Annotated in this window: 19 protein-coding genes; 7 read left to right on the plus strand and 12 right to left on the minus strand. The window is 61.9% G+C overall.

Annotation, left to right across the window (positions count from 1 at the left end; genetic code table 11):
* Positions 1-88: 88 nt before the first annotated feature.
* The 5 genes from AB5I84_RS08275 to AB5I84_RS08295 all read right to left on the minus strand — a co-directional run bounded on the left by AB5I84_RS08275 (position 89) and on the right by AB5I84_RS08295 (position 4,258).
* Entirely contained in the window at positions 89-1,153 is a 1,065-nt protein-coding gene (locus tag AB5I84_RS08275; protein ID WP_369455381.1) for a phosphotransferase family protein, read from the minus strand.
* Positions 1,154-1,165: 12 nt separating this feature from the next.
* The gene (locus tag AB5I84_RS08280; RefSeq protein ID WP_369455382.1) at positions 1,166-1,930 is read right to left on the minus strand and encodes an SDR family NAD(P)-dependent oxidoreductase; all 765 of its coding nucleotides are present in this window, start codon (positions 1,928-1,930) and stop codon (positions 1,166-1,168) included.
* Positions 1,931-2,078: 148 nt separating this feature from the next.
* Positions 2,079-2,459, minus strand: coding sequence for a PaaI family thioesterase (locus AB5I84_RS08285; RefSeq protein WP_369455383.1), 381 nt, complete (start codon positions 2,457-2,459; stop codon positions 2,079-2,081).
* Between the two features lie 109 nt (positions 2,460-2,568).
* On the minus strand, positions 2,569-3,375 hold the full coding sequence (locus tag AB5I84_RS08290; RefSeq protein ID WP_369455384.1) for an IclR family transcriptional regulator: 807 nt from the start codon (positions 3,373-3,375) through the stop codon (positions 2,569-2,571).
* 94 nt (positions 3,376-3,469) lie between these two features.
* Positions 3,470-4,258, minus strand: a complete 789-nt coding sequence (locus tag AB5I84_RS08295) for an SDR family NAD(P)-dependent oxidoreductase (RefSeq protein ID WP_369455385.1) — start codon at positions 4,256-4,258, stop codon at positions 3,470-3,472.
* Between the two features lie 111 nt (positions 4,259-4,369).
* On the opposite strand from AB5I84_RS08295, the gene AB5I84_RS08300 reads away from it, so the two are divergent.
* Positions 4,370-5,143 carry an enoyl-CoA hydratase/isomerase family protein gene (locus AB5I84_RS08300; RefSeq protein ID WP_369455386.1) on the plus strand — a complete coding sequence of 258 codons (774 nt, stop codon included), beginning with the start codon at positions 4,370-4,372 and terminating at the stop codon, positions 5,141-5,143.
* On the opposite strand, the gene AB5I84_RS08305 is transcribed toward AB5I84_RS08300, so the two are convergent.
* The gene (locus tag AB5I84_RS08305) at positions 5,072-5,785 is read right to left on the minus strand and encodes a TetR/AcrR family transcriptional regulator (protein ID WP_369455387.1); all 714 of its coding nucleotides are present in this window, start codon (positions 5,783-5,785) and stop codon (positions 5,072-5,074) included. The genes AB5I84_RS08300 and AB5I84_RS08305 overlap by 72 nt on opposite strands.
* A 127-nt stretch (positions 5,786-5,912) precedes the next feature.
* Here AB5I84_RS08305 and AB5I84_RS08310 point away from each other — a divergent pair, with 127 nt between their 5' ends.
* The 4 genes from AB5I84_RS08310 (at position 5,913) to AB5I84_RS08325 (ending at position 11,557) form a co-directional block, all read left to right on the plus strand.
* A complete protein-coding gene (locus AB5I84_RS08310; RefSeq protein ID WP_369455388.1) occupies positions 5,913-7,100 on the plus strand; it encodes an acyl-CoA dehydrogenase family protein in 1,188 nt (395 codons plus the stop codon).
* 10 nt (positions 7,101-7,110) lie between these two features.
* A complete protein-coding gene (locus tag AB5I84_RS08315; RefSeq protein WP_369455389.1) occupies positions 7,111-8,208 on the plus strand; it encodes an acyl-CoA dehydrogenase family protein in 1,098 nt (365 codons plus the stop codon).
* Positions 8,209-8,266: 58 nt separating this feature from the next.
* Entirely contained in the window at positions 8,267-9,469 is a 1,203-nt protein-coding gene (locus AB5I84_RS08320; RefSeq protein ID WP_369455390.1) for an acetyl-CoA C-acyltransferase, read from the plus strand.
* Between the two features lie 354 nt (positions 9,470-9,823).
* The gene (locus tag AB5I84_RS08325) at positions 9,824-11,557 is read left to right on the plus strand and encodes a DUF1302 domain-containing protein (protein WP_369455391.1); all 1,734 of its coding nucleotides are present in this window, start codon (positions 9,824-9,826) and stop codon (positions 11,555-11,557) included.
* 59 nt (positions 11,558-11,616) lie between these two features.
* On the opposite strand, the gene AB5I84_RS08330 is transcribed toward AB5I84_RS08325, so the two are convergent.
* The 3 genes from AB5I84_RS08330 to AB5I84_RS08340 all read right to left on the minus strand — a co-directional run bounded on the left by AB5I84_RS08330 (position 11,617) and on the right by AB5I84_RS08340 (position 13,956).
* The gene (locus AB5I84_RS08330; RefSeq protein ID WP_369455392.1) at positions 11,617-11,826 is read right to left on the minus strand and encodes a DUF1328 family protein; all 210 of its coding nucleotides are present in this window, start codon (positions 11,824-11,826) and stop codon (positions 11,617-11,619) included.
* 106 nt (positions 11,827-11,932) lie between these two features.
* Positions 11,933-13,111, minus strand: coding sequence for a vWA domain-containing protein (locus tag AB5I84_RS08335; RefSeq protein WP_369455393.1), 1,179 nt, complete (start codon positions 13,109-13,111; stop codon positions 11,933-11,935).
* A gap of 2 nt (positions 13,112-13,113) precedes the next feature.
* Positions 13,114-13,956 (minus strand): AAA family ATPase, encoded by an 843-nt coding sequence (locus AB5I84_RS08340; RefSeq protein ID WP_369455394.1) that lies wholly within the window; start codon positions 13,954-13,956, stop codon positions 13,114-13,116.
* Positions 13,957-14,094: 138 nt separating this feature from the next.
* Here AB5I84_RS08340 and AB5I84_RS08345 point away from each other — a divergent pair, with 138 nt between their 5' ends.
* Both AB5I84_RS08345 and AB5I84_RS08350 read left to right on the plus strand, forming a co-directional pair.
* Positions 14,095-14,808: a 16S rRNA (uracil(1498)-N(3))-methyltransferase gene (locus tag AB5I84_RS08345; protein ID WP_369455395.1), complete on the plus strand. Its 714-nt coding sequence runs from the start codon at positions 14,095-14,097 to the stop codon at positions 14,806-14,808.
* Positions 14,809-14,998: 190 nt separating this feature from the next.
* Positions 14,999-16,024 (plus strand): OmpA family protein, encoded by a 1,026-nt coding sequence (locus AB5I84_RS08350; protein ID WP_369455396.1) that lies wholly within the window; start codon positions 14,999-15,001, stop codon positions 16,022-16,024.
* 63 nt (positions 16,025-16,087) lie between these two features.
* Here AB5I84_RS08350 and AB5I84_RS08355 read toward each other — a convergent pair whose 3' ends face one another.
* The 3 genes from AB5I84_RS08355 to ihfB all read right to left on the minus strand — a co-directional run bounded on the left by AB5I84_RS08355 (position 16,088) and on the right by ihfB (position 17,652).
* Positions 16,088-16,378, minus strand: a complete 291-nt coding sequence (locus AB5I84_RS08355) for a ComEA family DNA-binding protein (RefSeq protein WP_369455397.1) — start codon at positions 16,376-16,378, stop codon at positions 16,088-16,090.
* 114 nt (positions 16,379-16,492) lie between these two features.
* Complete coding sequence (pyrF, locus tag AB5I84_RS08360; protein WP_369455398.1) at positions 16,493-17,191, minus strand: orotidine-5'-phosphate decarboxylase; 699 nt, start codon at positions 17,189-17,191, stop codon at positions 16,493-16,495.
* 80 nt (positions 17,192-17,271) lie between these two features.
* A complete protein-coding gene (gene ihfB / locus AB5I84_RS08365; RefSeq protein WP_369455399.1) occupies positions 17,272-17,652 on the minus strand; it encodes an integration host factor subunit beta in 381 nt (126 codons plus the stop codon).
* Between the last annotated feature and the right edge of the window lie 48 nt (positions 17,653-17,700).

Below are 17,700 nucleotides of genomic sequence, written 5' to 3' on the forward strand. Positions count from 1 at the left end.
CAGAAGGCGGGCAAGGAACAAACATACTACCTGGTATGATGGGCCGCCACCTCACCGTGGCGGCCCCGGCGCAAAGCCGCATTAATGCTCATTTCCGCTGGGCAATTTGCCACCCCCATGCGGCCATCAAACCGGCACGAAGGCCGACGCTGCGGGCATTCTCGTCGGCCGCATTGCCGGCCAATGAACGCTGATAAACACCCTGCAAAATGGCGGCGGTGCGGAACAGTGCGAACGCCAAGTAGTAGTTCCAGTTCGGAATCTCATTCCGAGAAACGTGCAAACAGTAACACTCCAGCAATTCCGTTTCTTTTGGTAACACCAGCGCGTCCAAGTCCTCCCCCACCAACCCGCGCACGCCGTCCACACCGGTGGGCAGATGGTAAGGCAACAGGCAGTAGGCCAAGTCCGCCAACGGATGGCCGAGCGTCGCCAGCTCCCAGTCCAGCACCGCGCGCACCTCGGTGCCCTCGACATCGAACAGCAGGTTGCCGAAGCGGAAATCGCCGTGCACCACGGTGGTGACCTCATCCTCCGGCAGGTGAGACTCCAGCCACACGATCAAGGCATCCAGATCCGGCAGCGCCCCGGCGCTGTCACGGCGGTACTGCTGCCCCCAGCGCTGCAGCTGGCGACGCAGGTAACCGCCCGTTGGCCCAAAATCCTCCAGCCCGGCTGCCGCCGGGGAAACCCGGTGCAGCGCCGCCAGCGTGCGCACTTTCGACAGGTACAGCTCGCGCCGCTGTGGCGCCGCCACGGCCGGCAGTTGTGGTGCGTTGAACAGCCTCCCGGGCACGTAATCCATCAGATAAAACGGCGTACCCAGCAGCGCAGGATCTTGCTCGTAACCACGCAGCTGCGGCACCGGCACCGCGCTGTGGGCGGCCAACGCCGATATCACCCGATATTCCCGGTCGATGCGGTGCGCCGACGGCAGCACCTTGCCGGGCGGCTGCTTGCGCAGCACATAGCGGCGCTCGCCACTGTGCAGCAGATAGGTGGGATTGGACTGGCCGCCTTGGAATTGCTCCAGCTGCAACGGACCGTGCAACAACTCGCGCTGCGCCAGCCAAGACTCCAATGCTGCCACATTGAGCTGGTGGCCAGGTCGCATCGGGCCGCGCTGCACATCGCCCAAGCGGGGACCGGTCATGAGCGCGCCTCCTCAGCAAATCATCTCGCCGCCATCGGCGATGATCATCTGGCCAGTGACATAAGCGCTGGCACGGCTGGCGAGGAACAGCGCCACGCCGGCAATGTCTTCCGGCTCGCCCACCCGGCGTAGCGGTGTGCGCTGTTCCGCTTGCTGCAGACGCGCCGGGTTATCCAGCAAGGCCTTGGCGAAATCGGTGCGGATCAGGCCCGGGGCAATGCTGTTGACCTGAATGTTGTGCGGCCCCCACTCCACCGCCAAATTGCGCGCCAGCGCCGCCTCGGCTGCCTTTGACACACCATAAGTGCCGATCACCGGATTGCCGCGCAGCGCAGCGATGCTGGATAGAAGGATCACTTTGCCGCCGCCGCGCTCGGCCATGCCGGGTAGTACCCGGTTGCACAGCCAGAACGTCCCTTTGACGTTGGTGTCGAGAATCTTGTCCCAGGCCTCGTCAGTCATCTCGGCGGTGGGGCCGTACACCGGATTGGTGGCGGCATTGCAGACCAGAATGTCGATGCCGCCCCAGTGCTGCTCCACCTGCTCCACTAGCCGGTGCAGCGCCTGCTTGTCGCCGACGTGGCAGGCCACCGCCAGCGCCTCGCCGCCGGCGGCACGAATGTCCGCCGCGACAGCGTCGCAGGTGTCCGCCTTGCGGCTGGAGATCACCACCTTGGCGCCCAGCGCCGCGAACTGCTCGGCAATGGCGCGGCCGATGCCTTTGCTGGAGCCCGTCACCAAGGCCACTTTGCCGGTAAGAGAAAACGGATGGGTCATGCTGTGTATCCTCCGGAACCGGTTGCGGCCAACGCCGGCGCAACCACTTATTGGAATCAGGTTCCGAAATCTGTCACAGCAGTGACTAAGGGGTCAAACACTGAATGCGAGAATCACCGGAACCGGGTAACGGTTCCGGAAAAGAGGGCTAGGACTCGAGCGGTAGCCCTTGCGGGTCCTCGCTGCCGGAACGCAGACGGAAGGTGCCTTCACCGAACGCCAGCAACCGGCCATCGGCGCTGAACACTTCCACCACCGAGTTGTAGATCTTACGGCCACCGGCCTTGCGCACACCCACGGCACGCAGCAGCCCCTCGCCGGCCTGACCGGTGTAGGTGGTGGTAATGGATAGCGTCACCGCCTTGCGTACTCGCCCCGGATAGGCGCAATGGGTGCCGGCCATGGCACCGGCCACATCCACCAAAGTCGCGCACACACCACCATGGATCACGCCGGCCAGATTGAGGTGCTCGGTGCCGGCATCAATGTGCAGCTCCACGCGCCCTTCTTCCCAGCTGTGTACACGCATACCAATGTGCGCGGGAAAACCATCGGGTTGGATTTGCTTGGCAGGATCCAGCGCCGCCGTCGGCGACGCTGCGGAACACTCTGAAGACACCGGTATTATTCTCCGCACATCATGAGGACATGCTTCCTTGCGACAGCGCGCTCACCTGGTCAACCAGTTCCTTGAGCCGAGGGCCGAGGTTCTCGACCAAGATGCGCCGCGTCAGCCGCAGCGCCGAACCGCCAATGTTCATCGGCAGGATGTGCTCACCGCCGTCAACGAACATCGGCACCGCCACGCCAGACACATCGCGGTTCCATTCACCGTCAGAAATGCAGAAGCCGTATTTCTGATAATCCTCGAAACCACGCTCGATGCCGCGCAGCACTTCCGGCCAATCACGGCCGTATTCTTCTTCAAGTTTGGCCAGGCGCTGATTGCGGTCATGCTCATGCGTGGCGGCCAGGTAAACGCGCCCCAGCGCGGTGGTGGCCATCGGCACCTGAGAACCGGCTGCCAGCCGCAGCACCATCGGGCCATTGCCCTGGCACACCTGGATGTAATTGACCTTGGTGCCATCCACCGCCGCCATGGCCACCATGCAATCGGTGGCATCGGCCAGTTCCTGCATGAACGGACGCGCCAGTTCGCGCACCCCTTCGCTGGCCAAATAGCGGTAACCTAACTCCAGCACGCCCGGCCCGAGACGGTATTTCTCAAGGTGGCTGACGTAACGCAGATAGCCGAGCTGGGTCAGGGTCGCGGTCATGCGCGATACCGTGGGACGGGGAATATTGGTGCGCTTGGCCAACTCGGCGTTGCCGAGGTACTCATCAGCCGGCCCGAAGCAGCGCAGAATGTCGAGGCCGCGCGCCAGCGCGGTGACAAAATTGCGGTCTTTGTCGTCGCCCATTTCACTGGGGATCGCTTTGCGCATGGTGTAGGTCCCTCATCCTTCTTTTTTTGGAGGCGTCGAAATATAACAAAAGCCACTGGGCAAACCTAACCACACAGGGTGGCAGCGCCGTGGTTCAAACCTTCATGCCCGGCATATTTAAGGACGCGGTATTGCCGCCATCCACCGCCAACGCTTGGCCGGTCACGAAACTGGCATCGTCACTGGCTAGGAACGCGATCACTGCGGCCACTTCATTGGGCTCGCCGGGGCGACGTAGTTCACAGCGGGCGCCGAGGCGATCCTGCTTACCGAGCTGCTCGGCGCGATCGAACACCGCTTGGGTCATGCCGGTGCGCACCAAGCCCGGACACACCGCGTTCACGCGCACGCCGTCGGCGCCGAGATCACAGGCGGCCGTTTGGGTGAGGCTGATCAGCGCCGCTTTCGAAGCACTGTAGGCATTGCCGCCGGCGCCGGAGCGTAAGCCCGCCACTGAGGCGGTATTAACGATGGCCCCCTTGCCGCGTGCCTGCATCGCCGGCGCCAGCTGCTGGATGCAATGCACCGCACCCAACACATTGATACGGTACAAACGCTCCCACAGCGCGGTGTCATTGGCGGTTACCGGACTGTAGTCACCACCGGCGACACCGGCGTTGTTACACAGCACATCGATCACCGGAAACTGTTGCTGGGCACGCGCCAACACCTGTGCCACGGCACTGGCATCGGACACGTCCACTACCGCCGTGAACAACTCACCACCGCAGTCAGCCGCCACGTCGGCGAGGCCAGCGGCGGACACATCCAGCAGTACCAGTGCAGCGCCTTCGCTGGCCAACCGCCGAGCGGTGGCGGCGCCAATGCCACTGGCGGCGCCGGTCACCACTGCCACCTGTCCTTCAAAACGCCGAGCTGCCATCTGCTGCCTGCCAAAGTAGTGCTGTCGATAGCAACGGAAGATGACATGGCCACCGCGCCATGTAAATATCAGAACATCATTTCAATAAAATACAAATTTCGAGGACGATACATGCCATCCCTACCCACCCTGTCCAGCAATCAGGTCCAATTGCGCTGCGAAGACCGCGTCTGGATTGTCAGTCTTGCCCGCGCCGACAAGCGCAATGCGCTCACCGTCGCCATGTATGAAGACCTGCGTCGGGTGTGCGAGGCGGCCGCCGCCAGTGAGCAGCCGCGCGCGCTGCTGTTCACCGCCGAGGGCGGTCATTTTTGCGCCGGCAACGACCTCGGTGATTTCCTTGCCGCCACCCCGGAATCCCGCGCCGAGGGCCGACTGAGCCCCGCAATGGAGTGGATTCTGGCGCTGCGTCGGCTCGACCTACCTACCATTGCGGCAGTACGCGGCCATGCCACCGGCATCGGCACCACTGCACTGCTGCACATGGATTTGGTCGTGGCCGCCGAGGACGCGCGGCTGACCACCGCTTTCATTGATCTAGGCCTGACCCCGGAAGCCGGCTCCAGTCAGCTGCTGCCGGCCCGTGTTGGCGACCAAGTCACTGCCCGCTTGCTGCTGGCCGGCGACACCCTCAGCGGCCGCGAAGCACAGCAATGCGGCTTAGTGGCCTACGCGGTGGCGGACGAAGAACTGTACGCCACCGCGCTGCAGCTAGCGCAGCGGCTGGCGGCCAAGCCGGCGGCGGCCATGGCCGCCACCAAGGCGCTGCTGCGGCCGCAGCCGGAGCAGTTGCGCGAACGCATCGAATGGGAATCACGCCTGTTTGCGGAACGTATGTTCAGCGCCGACACCCGCGCTCGCTTCGACGCGTTTCTGGCGCGCTAAACCATTAGGGCGCAGCGCGGTCGGGATCCACAGCCCGGCCAGCGCCATGCCGGCCACCCGGTCGGCGAGCAAGTCCAACGCGGCGTCCGGTTGATCCGGGCGCGCGCGGTACCAATTAATGGTGGCGTTGAGCGCACCAAACATCGGCTTCAACGCCAGCCCCGGCTGGTCGCTGTACAGCTCACCTTCTTCGATGCCCTCTTCCAACACCGCCAAAAACTGCGCCTCATAAGCATCGCGTCGACGCTGCAGCGCGGCGATTTGGTCCTGCTCCGCCTCAGAGGCGGTATTGCGCAAATGCATGTGCACACCTTCCGCCACTGCGCGCTGGAACGGCTGAGTGCGGATCAAGGTACGCACATGGGCGCAGGCCATTTGGTAGAGCCGCTCGCCGGCTGAGACCGGCGCCTGGCGCAGCGGCGCAATCACCTCGAACAGCGCATCCATGGCGTGGGCATGGATGGCGAAGAAGATGTCAGCCTTGGAATCAAAATAGTGGTAGACCTTGCCCTTAGTGGCGCCGAGGCGGCGGGCAATGTCGTCGATGCTGGTGGCCTGGTAACCGCGCTCCATGAAGCATTCGGCGGCCGCTGCCAACAAGGCAGCCTGCGGGGTCACCGCGCAGGGGGTCGGGGTGGGCATCCTCTGCTCCTGTTTGTTGTTGTGTTCAGCAAGTCTGCCAACCGCCTCGGTTGGCGCTCGCAACACTGGACATACCAGTGAGTATGACGATTAAATAAAACAACATTCCAAAAATAAGGAGTCCGTCGTGTCCGCGCTGGAGCAATTCCGCACTGAGACACGTGCCTGGCTGGAGGCAAACTGCCCCATGGCCATGCGCGAGCCCGTCTCTCGCCCTGAAGACCATTGCTGGGGAGGCCGCCAATGGCAGTTCTCCTGCGACGATCAACGTTTGTGGATGGAGCGCATGGCCGCCAAAGGCTGGACTGCGCCGCAATGGGCACCGGAGTACGGTGGCGCCGGGCTGAGCGCCGAACAAGACGCCATCCTGCGTGAAGAAATGGCGCGTATCAACGCCCGGGTGCCGGTCAGCAACTTCGGTTTCTGGATGTTGGGCCCAGCGCTGTTGAAGTTCGGCAGTGAACAACAGAAGCGCGAGCACCTGCCGCGCATCGCGCGCGGTGAAATCCGCTGGTGCCAAGGTTACTCTGAGCCCGGCGCCGGCTCTGACTTGGCTTCCCTGCAAACCCGCGCCCAACTCAAAGATGACCACTTCATCGTTAACGGTCAGAAAATCTGGACCTCCTACGCCAACTTGGCGGATTGGATCTTTTGCTTGGTGCGCACCGATGCCGACGCCAGCAAGCACAACGGTATTTCGTTTCTGCTGTTCGACATGGCCAGCGCAGGCATCACTACCCGTCCAATCGAACTGATCTCTGGCGAATCGCCGTTCTGCGAGACCTTCTTTGATGACGTGCAGGTGCCGCTGGCGAACCTGGTCGGCACCCTGCACCGTGGCTGGGACATCGCTAAATACCTGCTCACTCATGAGCGCGACATGATCGGCGGCGAACCGCCGGGCATTTTGCGTGGACAGGCACTGGGCACGCTGGCCGCTGACCAGCTCGGCCGTGATGACAGCGGCCGACTGAATGCGCCGTTGCTGCGCCACCAGATCGCCGCACTGGATGTGGACAGCCTTGCGTTCCGCGCTTGGGTCGCGCAGCTGCGCGCCGGTGCCGAACAAGGTCAAGGCATCGGCGCCCGCTCCTCACTGCTGAAGTATGTCGGCACCGAACTCAACAAACGGCGCTACGAGCTGATGATGGATGCCATGGGCACCATCGGTCTGGAATGGGACAGCGCGCGCACCCGCGGTGGGCAATTGGCCCGAGAGTGGCTGCGCTCAAAGGGCAACTCGATCGAAGGCGGCACCTCCGAGGTGATGCTCAACATTGCTGCCAAACGCCTGCTCGACCTGCCGGACGCCTGAGGACGCTGCCATGACATTCACTGATGAACACCGCCTGTTGCACGACTACGCTGAACGCCTACTGCGCGAGCAGGGCCCGGTCAGCCACTTGCGCGCCCTGCGCGACAATGATGACGAGCTCGGTTACGACGCCCCGTTGTGGCAAGCCATGATCGATGCCGGCTGGACCGGACTGCTGGTGCCTGAGCGCTTCGGCGGACTCGATTTCGGTTACCGCGGCGCCGGCCTGATCGCCGAACAAATCGGCCGCAACCTGTCACTCACCCCGTTCCTGCCTACGGTGGTCGGTGCTGCCGTCGCGCTCAGCCACGGCGGCACCAGTGCCCAACAGGAATGGTGGCTGCCGCGGTTGGCCGCCGGCGAACTGCTGTGCGCACTGGCGATCGATGAAGGCGCCAAACACCATCAAGGCCCCTACCGCACCCTCGCCCAACAGGACAGCCAAGGCTGGCGTTTGAATGGCAGCAAAACGCTGGTATTGGACGGCCACATCGCCGATCTACTGCTGGTGGCGGCACAAACCGAGCACGGCGCAGCGCTGTTCCTAGTCGACCCTTGCGCCGGCGGCGTGACACTGGAGCGCACCCGCATGGTGGACAGCCGCAACGCCGCGCTGCTGACGCTGGACAACGCGCCGGCGGAACCGCTGGCTGACGGTGCCGGCGCTCTGCAGGCTGCGCTCACCGGCTGCCGCGCGGTGCTGGCCGCCGAGCTGGCCGGCATCGCGCTCGGCAGCTTTGAGATCACGCTGGCGTACCTGAAGGAACGCCGCCAGTTCGAGCGCCACATTGGCAGTTTCCAGGCGCTGCAACATCGCGCCGCGCAGTGGTACGCGGACGCGCACATGAGCGCTGCCTTGGCGCAGGCGGCACTGGCCGCGCTGGACGCCGGCGACGCCGATGCGCAAGCGCTGTCCTGCGCCGCCAAAGCCAAGGCCAACCAAGTGGCGCGACTGGCGGCGGCAGAAGCGGTGCAGATGCACGGCGGCATCGGCATGACCGATGAGTTCGACATTGGCTTTTACATGAAGCGAGCACGGGCGGCGGAAGAAAGCTTCGGCGACACCGCGTTCTGCCTCGATCGCTTCGCCCAACTCAAGCAGTACTGACGCCACGCCGCGGCCACGCCGCGGCACCCATTACCCAAGACCAACAAGAGAGCATTCCATGAAAGAAGCGGTGATCCTGTCCACGGCACGCACCCCGATCGGCAAAGCCTACCGTGGCGCCTTCAACGACACGCCAGCCCAAACTCTGGGCGGCCACGCCATCGCTCATGCGGTCGCCCGCGCCGGCATTGAGGGTGCCGAAATTGACGATGTGATCCTCGGCGCCGCCCTGCAACAAGGCAGCTCCGGCATGAACGTGGCACGCCAGGCGGCTCTGCGCGCCGGCCTGCCCACCAGCGTCAGCGGCATGACGCTGGACCGCCAGTGCTCGTCCGGCCTGATGGCCATCGCGACGGCGGCCAAGCAGATCATCAGCGACAACATGCTGGTCACTGTCGGTGGCGGTCTGGAGTCGATCTCACTGGTGCAAAACGAGCACCGCAACAGCTACCGCATCACCGATCCGTGGCTGAAGCGTGAAATGCCGTCGATCTACATGTCGATGCTGGAAACCGCCGAAATTGTCGCTGACCGTTACCAGATTTCCCGCGAAGCGCAGGACGAGTACGCCTACCAGTCGCAACTGCGTACCGCCGCCGCCCAAGAAGCCGGCAAGTTCGACGATGAGATCGTGCCGCTGACCACCATCAAGAAAGTGCAGGACAAAGCCACCGGCGCCATCTCCGACGAGGAAGTCACCCTCACCCGCGACGAAGGCAACCGCCCGGGCACCCGCCTAGAAGACCTGCAGGGCCTGAAGCCGGTGTTTGCCAACGGCCTGCAAGTGCAGGAAGGCCGCTTCATCACCGCCGGCAACGCCTCGCAGCTGTCTGACGGCGCCAGCGCCTGTGTGCTAATGGACGGCAAAGAAGCCGAACGCAGCAACTTGGAGCCGCTGGGCGCCTACCGCGGCATGGCGGTGGCCGGCTGTGATCCGGACGAAATGGGCATCGGCCCGGTGTTCGCGATTCCGAAACTGCTGAAGAACTTCGGTCTGAAAATTGACGACATCGGCCTGTGGGAACTGAACGAAGCATTTGCCAGTCAAGCGCTCTACTGCCGCGACAAGCTGGGCATCGACCCGGCGTTGTTCAACGTTAACGGCGGCGCCATCTCGGTCGGCCACCCCTACGGCATGTCCGGTGCCCGCATGACCGGCCACGCGCTGATCGAAGGCAAGCGCCGTGGCGCCAAGTATGTGGTGGTGTCCATGTGCATCGGTGGCGGCATGGGTGCTGCGGGCCTGTTCGAAGTGTTCTGAAGCAACTATATTTCTGCGGACTCCTGTTCCGCAGAATGATGCCAGCACGGTGTTACTCGCGGTAACACCGTGTTTCCCTTCCACCCAAACATCCCTCTTTCACCCCCCTCTTCTGAACCCTCGGCCCTAGCTGCCACCGAAAAGCGATCAAAATATCACCGCACAACCCCCTAAAAGCGCTTATAAAACGAGCAAAATGAGCTTTTCGGCAAAGTGTGACCGGTTGACCACATACCCGCTGGTATGTAGAAATCTCGCCTCGACATTTGCGAAATAGATGTCCGTTTTAAGTCACCATCCCCACTTCGGATCCCGCCCGAGCTAGGGTCGGACCGACTTCCGGAGACAACAAGAATGCATAACGACAACAAGATCCGCCCTACTCTTCTGCGTCGCCGCTGTGCCCTCGGCGCCGTCGCTCTGGGCTTGGCCTCGGCACCGCTGGCACACGCTGGCGGCACCTTCGAGCTGGGTGAATCGGTACAGGGGAAATGGAATCTCCAGGGCAGCGTCGGCGCCACCATGCGGGTGCAGAATGCCGACAAAAATCTGTTGTTCGTCGGCGACACGCCCGGCGGCACGCCGCGCTCCGCCAACGCGGATGACGGCAACCAGAACTTCGGCGCCGGCGAGCTGGTCAGCAGCGTTGCCAAGCTGACTGGCGACCTGTCGCTGACACGCAACAACTACACCTTCTTCGCCCGCAGCACCGCGTGGTATGACTACACCCTCGACCACGACACCGTGCCACACGGCCACTACGGCAACCGCTACCGCCCCAACAGCCGCCTGAACGACAGTAACTTTGCCCGTGAAGCACGCTTCAAAGGCATCGATCTGCTAGACGTCTGGGTGTCTGGCCGCTACACGTTGAACCAGCAGCCGTTGGAAGTGAAAGTCGGCCGCCAGACGGTGGGCTGGGGCCGTAGCATGTTCACGCGCGCCACGCTGGCATCGATCAACGCCTACAACCTGCCGGCGCTGCGCCGCCCGGGCTTCATCATGCAAGAATTGGTGCGGCCGTCGAACATGATCCATCTGGATTACAAGTTCACCGATGCGCTACAAGCGCGCGCCTTCTACCAGCTAGAATTCCGCGAAACCATTGTTGATGCCTGCGGCACCTTCTTCTCCAACCTGGACAACACCGCCATCGGCTGTGATGGCACCTTCCTGTCCAGCGTGGTGATGCCGGCAGAAGATGTGATGGCCAGCGGCCGCTACCTGCACCGGCAGCGCGACGAGAAGCCGTCGCACCACAACCAGTACGGGCTCAAGTTTGACTACGACTGGGAAGCGGCCGGCGCCAAGGTCGGGGCCTACTACGTGAACTACCACCACCGCTTGCCGATCTACTCAATGGTGAAGGCCCCGGTTGGCGGCGACCGCATGGATACCGAGTACTACTTCATGTTCCCGGACAACATCAAACTGTTCGGCCTGACCGGCTCCAAGGCATTCGGTGCTACTCAGGTGGCGGTGAACCTGAGCCACATCCCCAACTTCCCGCTGCAGATCAACACCTCCGATCTGACCTCGGCGGCAATGGGTGTGTCCACGCCGGCCAGCTCGCATACCAACCGCTACCAAGCGGGCGAGAAAGTACCAGGCTACATGGAACAGGAGGTCAGCCGTGCTGAGCTGAGCTTCAGCCGCCCGGTGGCCAACCTGTTCGGCGCCCCGCAGGTGATGCTGAGTGCAGAGCTGGCAGCGGAGTACATCCCGACCCTGCCAGACAGCAGCGACATCCGCTTCCGTCGCCATACCAACTTTGGCGTGGCGCCGGATGACTCTGAAAAAGGCTACGTAACCGACTTCACCTGGGGTTACCGCCTCAGCGCGCGCACCACCTACCGCGATCTGCTCGGTCCGGTCTCACTGTCGCCGTCTGTGGTGTTCACCCACGGGGTGAAGGGTTACGCCAGTGACGACGCGCTTCAAGAGAACCAGCGCACCATGGCGGTGAATCTGGAGTTCGGTTACAAGCAGGCCCACGTCAAGCTCGGCTACGTGCGCTTCAGCGACAGCCGCTACAGCGTCTGGCGCGACCGCGACCACGTCAACTTGAGCACCGGAATCCAATTCTGATTTTGCGCACCGCAGGGCATCTTGATGCCCGTTCGGACAAGGACGTCCGCCCCTCCCTCTCAGCGCAGCTGCCGCAACAGCAAGCTCGCCCCCAGTAACACTAAGGCAATCACACACAGCAATTTGGCCAACCAGGCAAAACTACCCGCCACGCCGCTGAACGCTGCCACCGCCGACGCAATCGCAATGATCAACGTTACGCTCACCCAGGCAGCCAAGGGGCTATCCGGGTCGCTGCGGGTATCGGGGGTGTCATCGGGCGGGGTCATTCTGGCTCCTTGTCCGGCGGCTGCACGTGCTTATAGAAGACCGTGGCGGCGCGGCAAAGATGCCAAAAGGGTGTAAAACAACACCGCCCCAATCGGGGCGGCGGTCTCAACGGCTAAGGTAGCGGATCGCGTCCTCAATACCCTGCATGGTCAACGGGTACATGCGCTGGTCCAACAATTGCCGAGTCCAGACGTTAGAGGTGGTGCTGTCCCAACTGCGGCGCGGCTCGGGGTTCAACCAGATCACCTTGTCGAAGGTGTCGGTAAGGCGCTGCATCCATACCGCTCCAGGCTCTTCATTCCAATGCTCCACACTGCCACCTACCGAGTTGATTTCGTAAGGGCTCATGGCGGCATCACCAATGAAAATCACCCGGTAGTCAGAGGAGTACTTGTGCAGCAGGTCCCAGGTATTGACCCGCTCATCCCAGCGCCGGCGATTGTCCTTCCACACCGCCTCATAGATGAAGTTGTGGAAGTAGAAGTACTCCATGTGCTTGAACTCAGTGCGTGCAGCCGAGAACAGCTCCTCACACACCTTGATGTGCGGGTCCATTGAGCCGCCCACATCAAAAAACAGCAGCACCTTGACGCGGTTTTCTTCCTCCGGACGCAGGCGGATATCCAGCAGCCCAGCATTGCGGGCGGTGGAGCGGATGGTGTCATCCAGATCCAGCTCTTCTGCCTTGCCGGTGCGGGCAAACTTGCGCAGCCGGCGCAGCGCCAGCTTGATGTTGCGCACACCCAGCTCCACCGAATCATCCAGATTGCGGAACTCGCGCTTCTCCCACACTTTGGTGGCACGACGATTGCGCGACGGCCCAACTAAGCGGATGCCTTCCGGACTGGCGCCATAGCCACCAAACGGTGACGTGCCGCCAGTACCGACCCACTTGTTGCCGCCCTGGTGGCGTTCTTTCTGCTCTTCCAGACGTTTGCGGAACTCCTCCATCAGCTCCTCGAGGCTGCCACGCTTGCGCATGGCATCGAGCTCTTCCGGGCTAAGGGTGTTTTCGATCTGCTGACGCAGCCAGTCTTCCGGGATCGCTGCCTTGAGCCAGTCCGGGTCGATGCTTTCCAGCCCTTCGAAATAGTTGGCGAATGCCTGGTCAAAGCGGTCGTAAAAGCGTTCATCTTTGACCATCACTGCCCGTGATAGCTGGTAGAACGCTTCCACATCGGCAAACGCCAACCGGTGCTGCAGCGCACCGGTAAGATCGAGCAATTCGCGCACCGTAACCGGCACGCGATATCGACGCAGCGTCTCAAAAAAACCGATCAACATAATCAGCTTTCTCGGCGATTCATGAACGCCAGCCGCTCCAGCAACTGGACATCGGCCTCGTTCTTGATGAGCGCCCCATACAGCGGCGGAATGGCCTTCTTGGTATCACGATTACGCAGCACATCGCCGGGAATATCATCGGCAAGCAGCAGCTTGAGCCAATCAATCAGCTCTGAGGTGGACGGCTTTTTCTTCAGGCCCGGCACCTTGCGCAAGTCGAAGAAAATTTCCATTGCCTCCTGCACCAAATCGCGCTTGATGTCCGGGTAGTGGACATCGACAATACGCATCATGGTTTCAGCGTCGGGGAAGTTAATGTAGTGGAAGAAGCAACGGCGCAAGAAGGCGTCCGGCAGCTCCTTCTCGTTGTTCGAAGTAATGATCACGATCGGGCGACGAGCGGCTTTCACCAGCGCCTGCGTCTCGTAAACATAGAACTCCATGCGGTCGAGTTCTTGCAGTAGGTCGTTGGGGAACTCGATATCGGCTTTGTCAATTTCGTCGATCAGCAGCACGACCTGATCTTCTGCCTCAAACGCCTCCCACAACTTGCCTTTCTTGATGTAGTTGGCCACATCTTCAACGCCCTCCGCCCCCAACTGGGAGTCGCGCAGGCGCGATACCGCGTCGTATTCGTACAGCCCCTGCTGGGCCTTGGTGGTGGACTTGATGTTCCACTGGATCAGCCGCAGCCCCAGGGAATCAGCCACTTGCTCGGCCAGCAACGTCTTGCCAGTACCCGGCTCACCCTTGATCAACAGCGGGCGCTGCAATGCGATGGCCGCGTTCACCGCCATCTTCAAATCATCCGTCGCCACATAGCGATCTGTACCGTGAAACTGCATTCTGGATCTCCGCGATAGCAAGACCGCTTACTCTAGCAACGGCCCTCCGGATGGCAAGGCCAATAGCACCGCTCTTCCATGCCTTCCAGACCAAAACCTGCGTGTGGCAAACGCACTGCTATGGGATACTGCCGCCCCATGAATGTGCTGCTGCTCGAACCCCACCAACATTACCGGAACGACCTGTATCTGGTGCACGCACGCCAGGCGGAACATATCCGCCGCGTGCTCGGACTGACTGTGGGCGACAGCTTGCGGGCTGGCCTACTGAACGGTCCGCTTGGCCGCGCAGAAGTGACAGTCGATGATGGCACCAGCTTACAAATACGCTTTACCCCGACTGGCGCTCCGCCACCGCCCCCGGCACTAAAATTGGTGCTCGCGCTGCCGCGCCCAAAAATGCTGAAACGGCTGCTGATTGATGCCACCAGCCTGGGCATCAAGGAACTGCATTTGATCAACAGCTACAAAGTTGAAAAAAGCTTCTGGAGCACACCGGAACTGAAGAGCGAACTGCTTCACAGCAAGTTGCTCCTCGGACTCGAACAAAGTGGCGACACCCAGCTGCCGCAACTGCATCTGGCGCGACGCTTCAAACCTTTTGTGGAAGACATTTTGCCGGGCGTGATTGCCGGACACCGTGCCTTACTAGCACATCCCGGTGAGGCCCCCCCCCTGCCGGCGTCAGTATCCGATCCGATCTGCCTGGCGATAGGCCCGGAAGGCGGTTGGACCGCCTATGAGGTCAACGCTTTGCAGGACTGCGGTTTTGCGGTACATAGCTTCGGCCCACGCATTCTGCGGGTGGAGACAGCCCTGCCGGCATTGGTGGGTCGACTGCTGCCGATTTAGCCGCTGATTTTTTTGTTTTGCGCCGCGTCACAAATCATTTCAATTCATTGTAAATTTTTATATTCCATTCATGACAATGCGCTAATGCATTGTAATTTTTCATTTTATTTTCACGTCATGTATTTACCCCTTCGCTCCCCCTCACAGACAATGGCCGCGCATTCCCACGGACCGGAATAGGACCATATTTATGCGCATCAAACTTCTTTCTGCCTGCGTTATTGCTGCTTCCACTTTGGGCGCAGCCACCATCGCCACTGCACAGCCGCTGGAGCGCGCTGGTTACATCGGTGCCCAAGGCGCCCGCATGTGGTATGACGACAAAATGTTCGGCCATAACGGCGACCGTCTGGACGACCACGCCATGTACGGCGGTCAGATCGGCTGGCGCATGAGCCGTCACTTCTCCATGGAGCTGTCCTTCACCCAAGGCGACAGCGACAAACGCTCCAACCCGACCGGCGACGACTACGACGTGTCCCTGCCGCTGGCCAGCTTCCGCTACCACTTCGCCAATCAGTCCCGCTTCGAGCCGTACCTGGGTCTGGCCGCTGGTGAAATGTGGGTTGAGCACGACGTTTCCGGCAGCAAAAAACACCGTGAAACCGTGACCGCGCCGGAACTGGGCCTGCAAACCCGCCTGGCCCGCAACTTGGTGCTGGATCTGGGTGCTCGCGCCCCGTACAGCATCGACAACGACCGCTGGCACGGTCAGGCCTACGCTGGTCTGAACGTCCTGTTCGGCGTTCGTGATGCCCAAGACGAAGTCGTTGACACCAGCTACATCCCGCCGGAGCCGGTTCAAGTTGTTGAAGAGCCGAAGCCGCAGCCGAAGCCAGAGCCGCAAGTGGTTCGCCGCAATGTTAGCGAAACCCACACTGCCACCTTCGGTTTCGATGACGCCACCCTGAGCGCCAGCAACCGTGCAGACCTGGTGTCCGCCGCCCGCTTCCTGCGCGACAACCCGTCCACCACCGTGACCTTGGAAGGCCACACCTGCTCCATCGGCCCGGCTGAGTACAACAAGTACTTGTCCGAGCGCCGTGCCGAGTCTGCTCGCAAGCTGCTTGAGAGCGAAGGTGTTGACGCCAGCCGTATCAAAGTCATCGGCAAGGGCGAAGCTGAGCCGATCGCGGACAACAACACCCGTGACGGCCGCGCGAAGAACCGCCGCGTTGAAGCCATCATCACCGGCACGGTGGAAGAGCGTCGTTAATACAACGCTTGCTCCACACCAAAACGGCGCCCTCGGGCGCCGTTTTGTTTTTTTCGATTCCGGTCACTGAGTTCTAATACGCGTCCGGTTTCGCTCAACCAGCGCCGGCCCTACCCCCTTCACCCGCCGCAGATCATCGGCATCAGCGAACGGGCCACCCTGCTCGCGCTCACGAATGATCGCCTCTGCTTTGGCCTGCCCCACACCGGACAAGGCTTCCGCCAATTCATCTGCTGACGCGTGATTAATGTCCACAACCGGGCCGGCAGGAGGCACACCTTCCGCCCACACCGGATTGAGGCTGGCCACGGCCAGAAAAAGTGCGCCCATGAGCGCGCGACTGCGTTGGTTCATGCTGGTCTCCTGTGTTTGAACAGGAGCCAGTATCGAGAGATGACAGCGCGGTGACTGCTGGGGAAGACGTAAGATAGCGCCCGTTAACAGCGCCAGAATGCGTCAGAACCAAACTTAAACGGCTGCGAGCTGCTGCAGAATTTCTGCCACTGCCGCCACCGGATCGGGGGCTTGGGTGATGGGCCGGCCGATCACCATGTCATTGACGCCGAGCGCCAACGCATCGCGCGGAGTCACCACCCGGGTCTGGTCATCCTGCTGCGCATTGGCGGGCCGAATGCCTGGCGTCACCAGACGGAAGCCAGCCCCACAACGCTCGCGCAGTAGCGGCGCCTCTTGCGCAGAGCACACCACGCCATCAACACCACACTGTTGAGCCAGAGCCGCCAAACGCACCACTTGTTCAGCCGGCGAAGCACTGACACCCAGCTCCCGCAGCTCCTCGGCGCCCATACTGGTGAGCACAGTTACCGCGGTTAGCAGCGGCCGCTGCGGCACGTCAGCCAACGCCGCCACAGCAGCCTCCATCATGCGTCGACCACCACTGGCGTGCACATTGACCATCCACACCCCCAGCGCTGCGGCACTGCGCACCGCGCCAGCAACGGTGTTAGGGATGTCGTGGAATTTGAGATCGAGGAACACCTGAAAGCCCTTGTCCACCAGCTGTTCCACCACCACCGGACCGCTGCGAGTGAACAACTCTTTGCCCACCTTCACACGCACCGTCTGCGGATCGAGCTGATCCGCCAACGCCAAGGCGGCCTGCGGCTGATCAAAATCGAGGGCAACAATAATCGGGGACTGGCTCATGGCGCGCTCCATCAACGGCGATGCCTTACGGCGGGCGGGCGCAGCATAGCAGCCGAGCGACAGCTTGCGAAGCGTAGGGCTCAGTCGTCGTCGCGATAGAGTTCGAAGGCATCCAGCAGCTCGGACAGCGGCGTCAGCGCGCCCTCACCGGCAGCTTGATCAGGGAAATCGACCTTGGCTTGATTCACGCGTTCGCGCAATTCTTTACCAGGCTTGAAGTGGGGCACATAGCGCCCTTCGAGTTCGACCGATTCACCGGTCTTGGGATTGCGGCCCACACGGGGGCGGCGGAAGTGCAGGGAAAAACTGCCGAAACCACGAATCTCAATCCGTTCGCCACTGGCCAGCGCATCGGCCATGGCATCCAGAATCGATTTCACTGCCAGCTCCACATCCTTAGGCGGCAGCTGCAGCTGGTGCAGGGACAGGCGGATGATCAATTCCGATTTGGTAAGTGCCATAACCTCTTGTTCCCGCGGGCATCCAGCCCACGGGCCGCAGCACGCTGC

The sequence above is a fragment of the Alcanivorax sp. REN37 genome (assembly GCF_041102775.1).
GTDB classification, from domain to species: Bacteria; Pseudomonadota; Gammaproteobacteria; order Pseudomonadales; family Alcanivoracaceae; genus Isoalcanivorax; species Isoalcanivorax beigongshangi.

Excerpts from the sequence above, each read along its gene's own strand:
- AB5I84_RS08275 (WP_369455381.1), bottom strand. The coding sequence starts at position 1,153 with ATGACCGGTCCCCGCTTGGGCGATGTGCAGCGCGGCCCGATGCGACCT.
- AB5I84_RS08280 (WP_369455382.1), bottom strand. The coding sequence starts at position 1,930 with ATGACCCATCCGTTTTCTCTTACCGGCAAAGTGGCCTTGGTGACGGGC.
- AB5I84_RS08285 (WP_369455383.1), bottom strand. The coding sequence starts at position 2,459 with ATGCGTGTACACAGCTGGGAAGAAGGGCGCGTGGAGCTGCACATTGAT.
- AB5I84_RS08290 (WP_369455384.1), bottom strand. The coding sequence starts at position 3,375 with ATGCGCAAAGCGATCCCCAGTGAAATGGGCGACGACAAAGACCGCAAT.
- AB5I84_RS08295 (WP_369455385.1), bottom strand. The coding sequence starts at position 4,258 with ATGGCAGCTCGGCGTTTTGAAGGACAGGTGGCAGTGGTGACCGGCGCC.
- AB5I84_RS08300 (WP_369455386.1), top strand. The coding sequence starts at position 4,370 with ATGCCATCCCTACCCACCCTGTCCAGCAATCAGGTCCAATTGCGCTGC.
- AB5I84_RS08305 (WP_369455387.1), bottom strand. The coding sequence starts at position 5,785 with ATGCCCACCCCGACCCCCTGCGCGGTGACCCCGCAGGCTGCCTTGTTG.
- AB5I84_RS08315 (WP_369455389.1), top strand. The coding sequence starts at position 7,111 with ATGACATTCACTGATGAACACCGCCTGTTGCACGACTACGCTGAACGC.
- AB5I84_RS08320 (WP_369455390.1), top strand. The coding sequence starts at position 8,267 with ATGAAAGAAGCGGTGATCCTGTCCACGGCACGCACCCCGATCGGCAAA.
- AB5I84_RS08325 (WP_369455391.1), top strand. The coding sequence starts at position 9,824 with ATGCATAACGACAACAAGATCCGCCCTACTCTTCTGCGTCGCCGCTGT.
- AB5I84_RS08330 (WP_369455392.1), bottom strand. The coding sequence starts at position 11,826 with ATGACCCCGCCCGATGACACCCCCGATACCCGCAGCGACCCGGATAGC.
- AB5I84_RS08335 (WP_369455393.1), bottom strand. The coding sequence starts at position 13,111 with ATGTTGATCGGTTTTTTTGAGACGCTGCGTCGATATCGCGTGCCGGTT.
- AB5I84_RS08340 (WP_369455394.1), bottom strand. The coding sequence starts at position 13,956 with ATGCAGTTTCACGGTACAGATCGCTATGTGGCGACGGATGATTTGAAG.
- AB5I84_RS08345 (WP_369455395.1), top strand. The coding sequence starts at position 14,095 with ATGAATGTGCTGCTGCTCGAACCCCACCAACATTACCGGAACGACCTG.
- AB5I84_RS08350 (WP_369455396.1), top strand. The coding sequence starts at position 14,999 with ATGCGCATCAAACTTCTTTCTGCCTGCGTTATTGCTGCTTCCACTTTG.
- AB5I84_RS08355 (WP_369455397.1), bottom strand. The coding sequence starts at position 16,378 with ATGAACCAACGCAGTCGCGCGCTCATGGGCGCACTTTTTCTGGCCGTG.
- pyrF (WP_369455398.1), bottom strand. The coding sequence starts at position 17,191 with ATGAGCCAGTCCCCGATTATTGTTGCCCTCGATTTTGATCAGCCGCAG.
- ihfB (WP_369455399.1), bottom strand. The coding sequence starts at position 17,652 with ATGGCACTTACCAAATCGGAATTGATCATCCGCCTGTCCCTGCACCAG.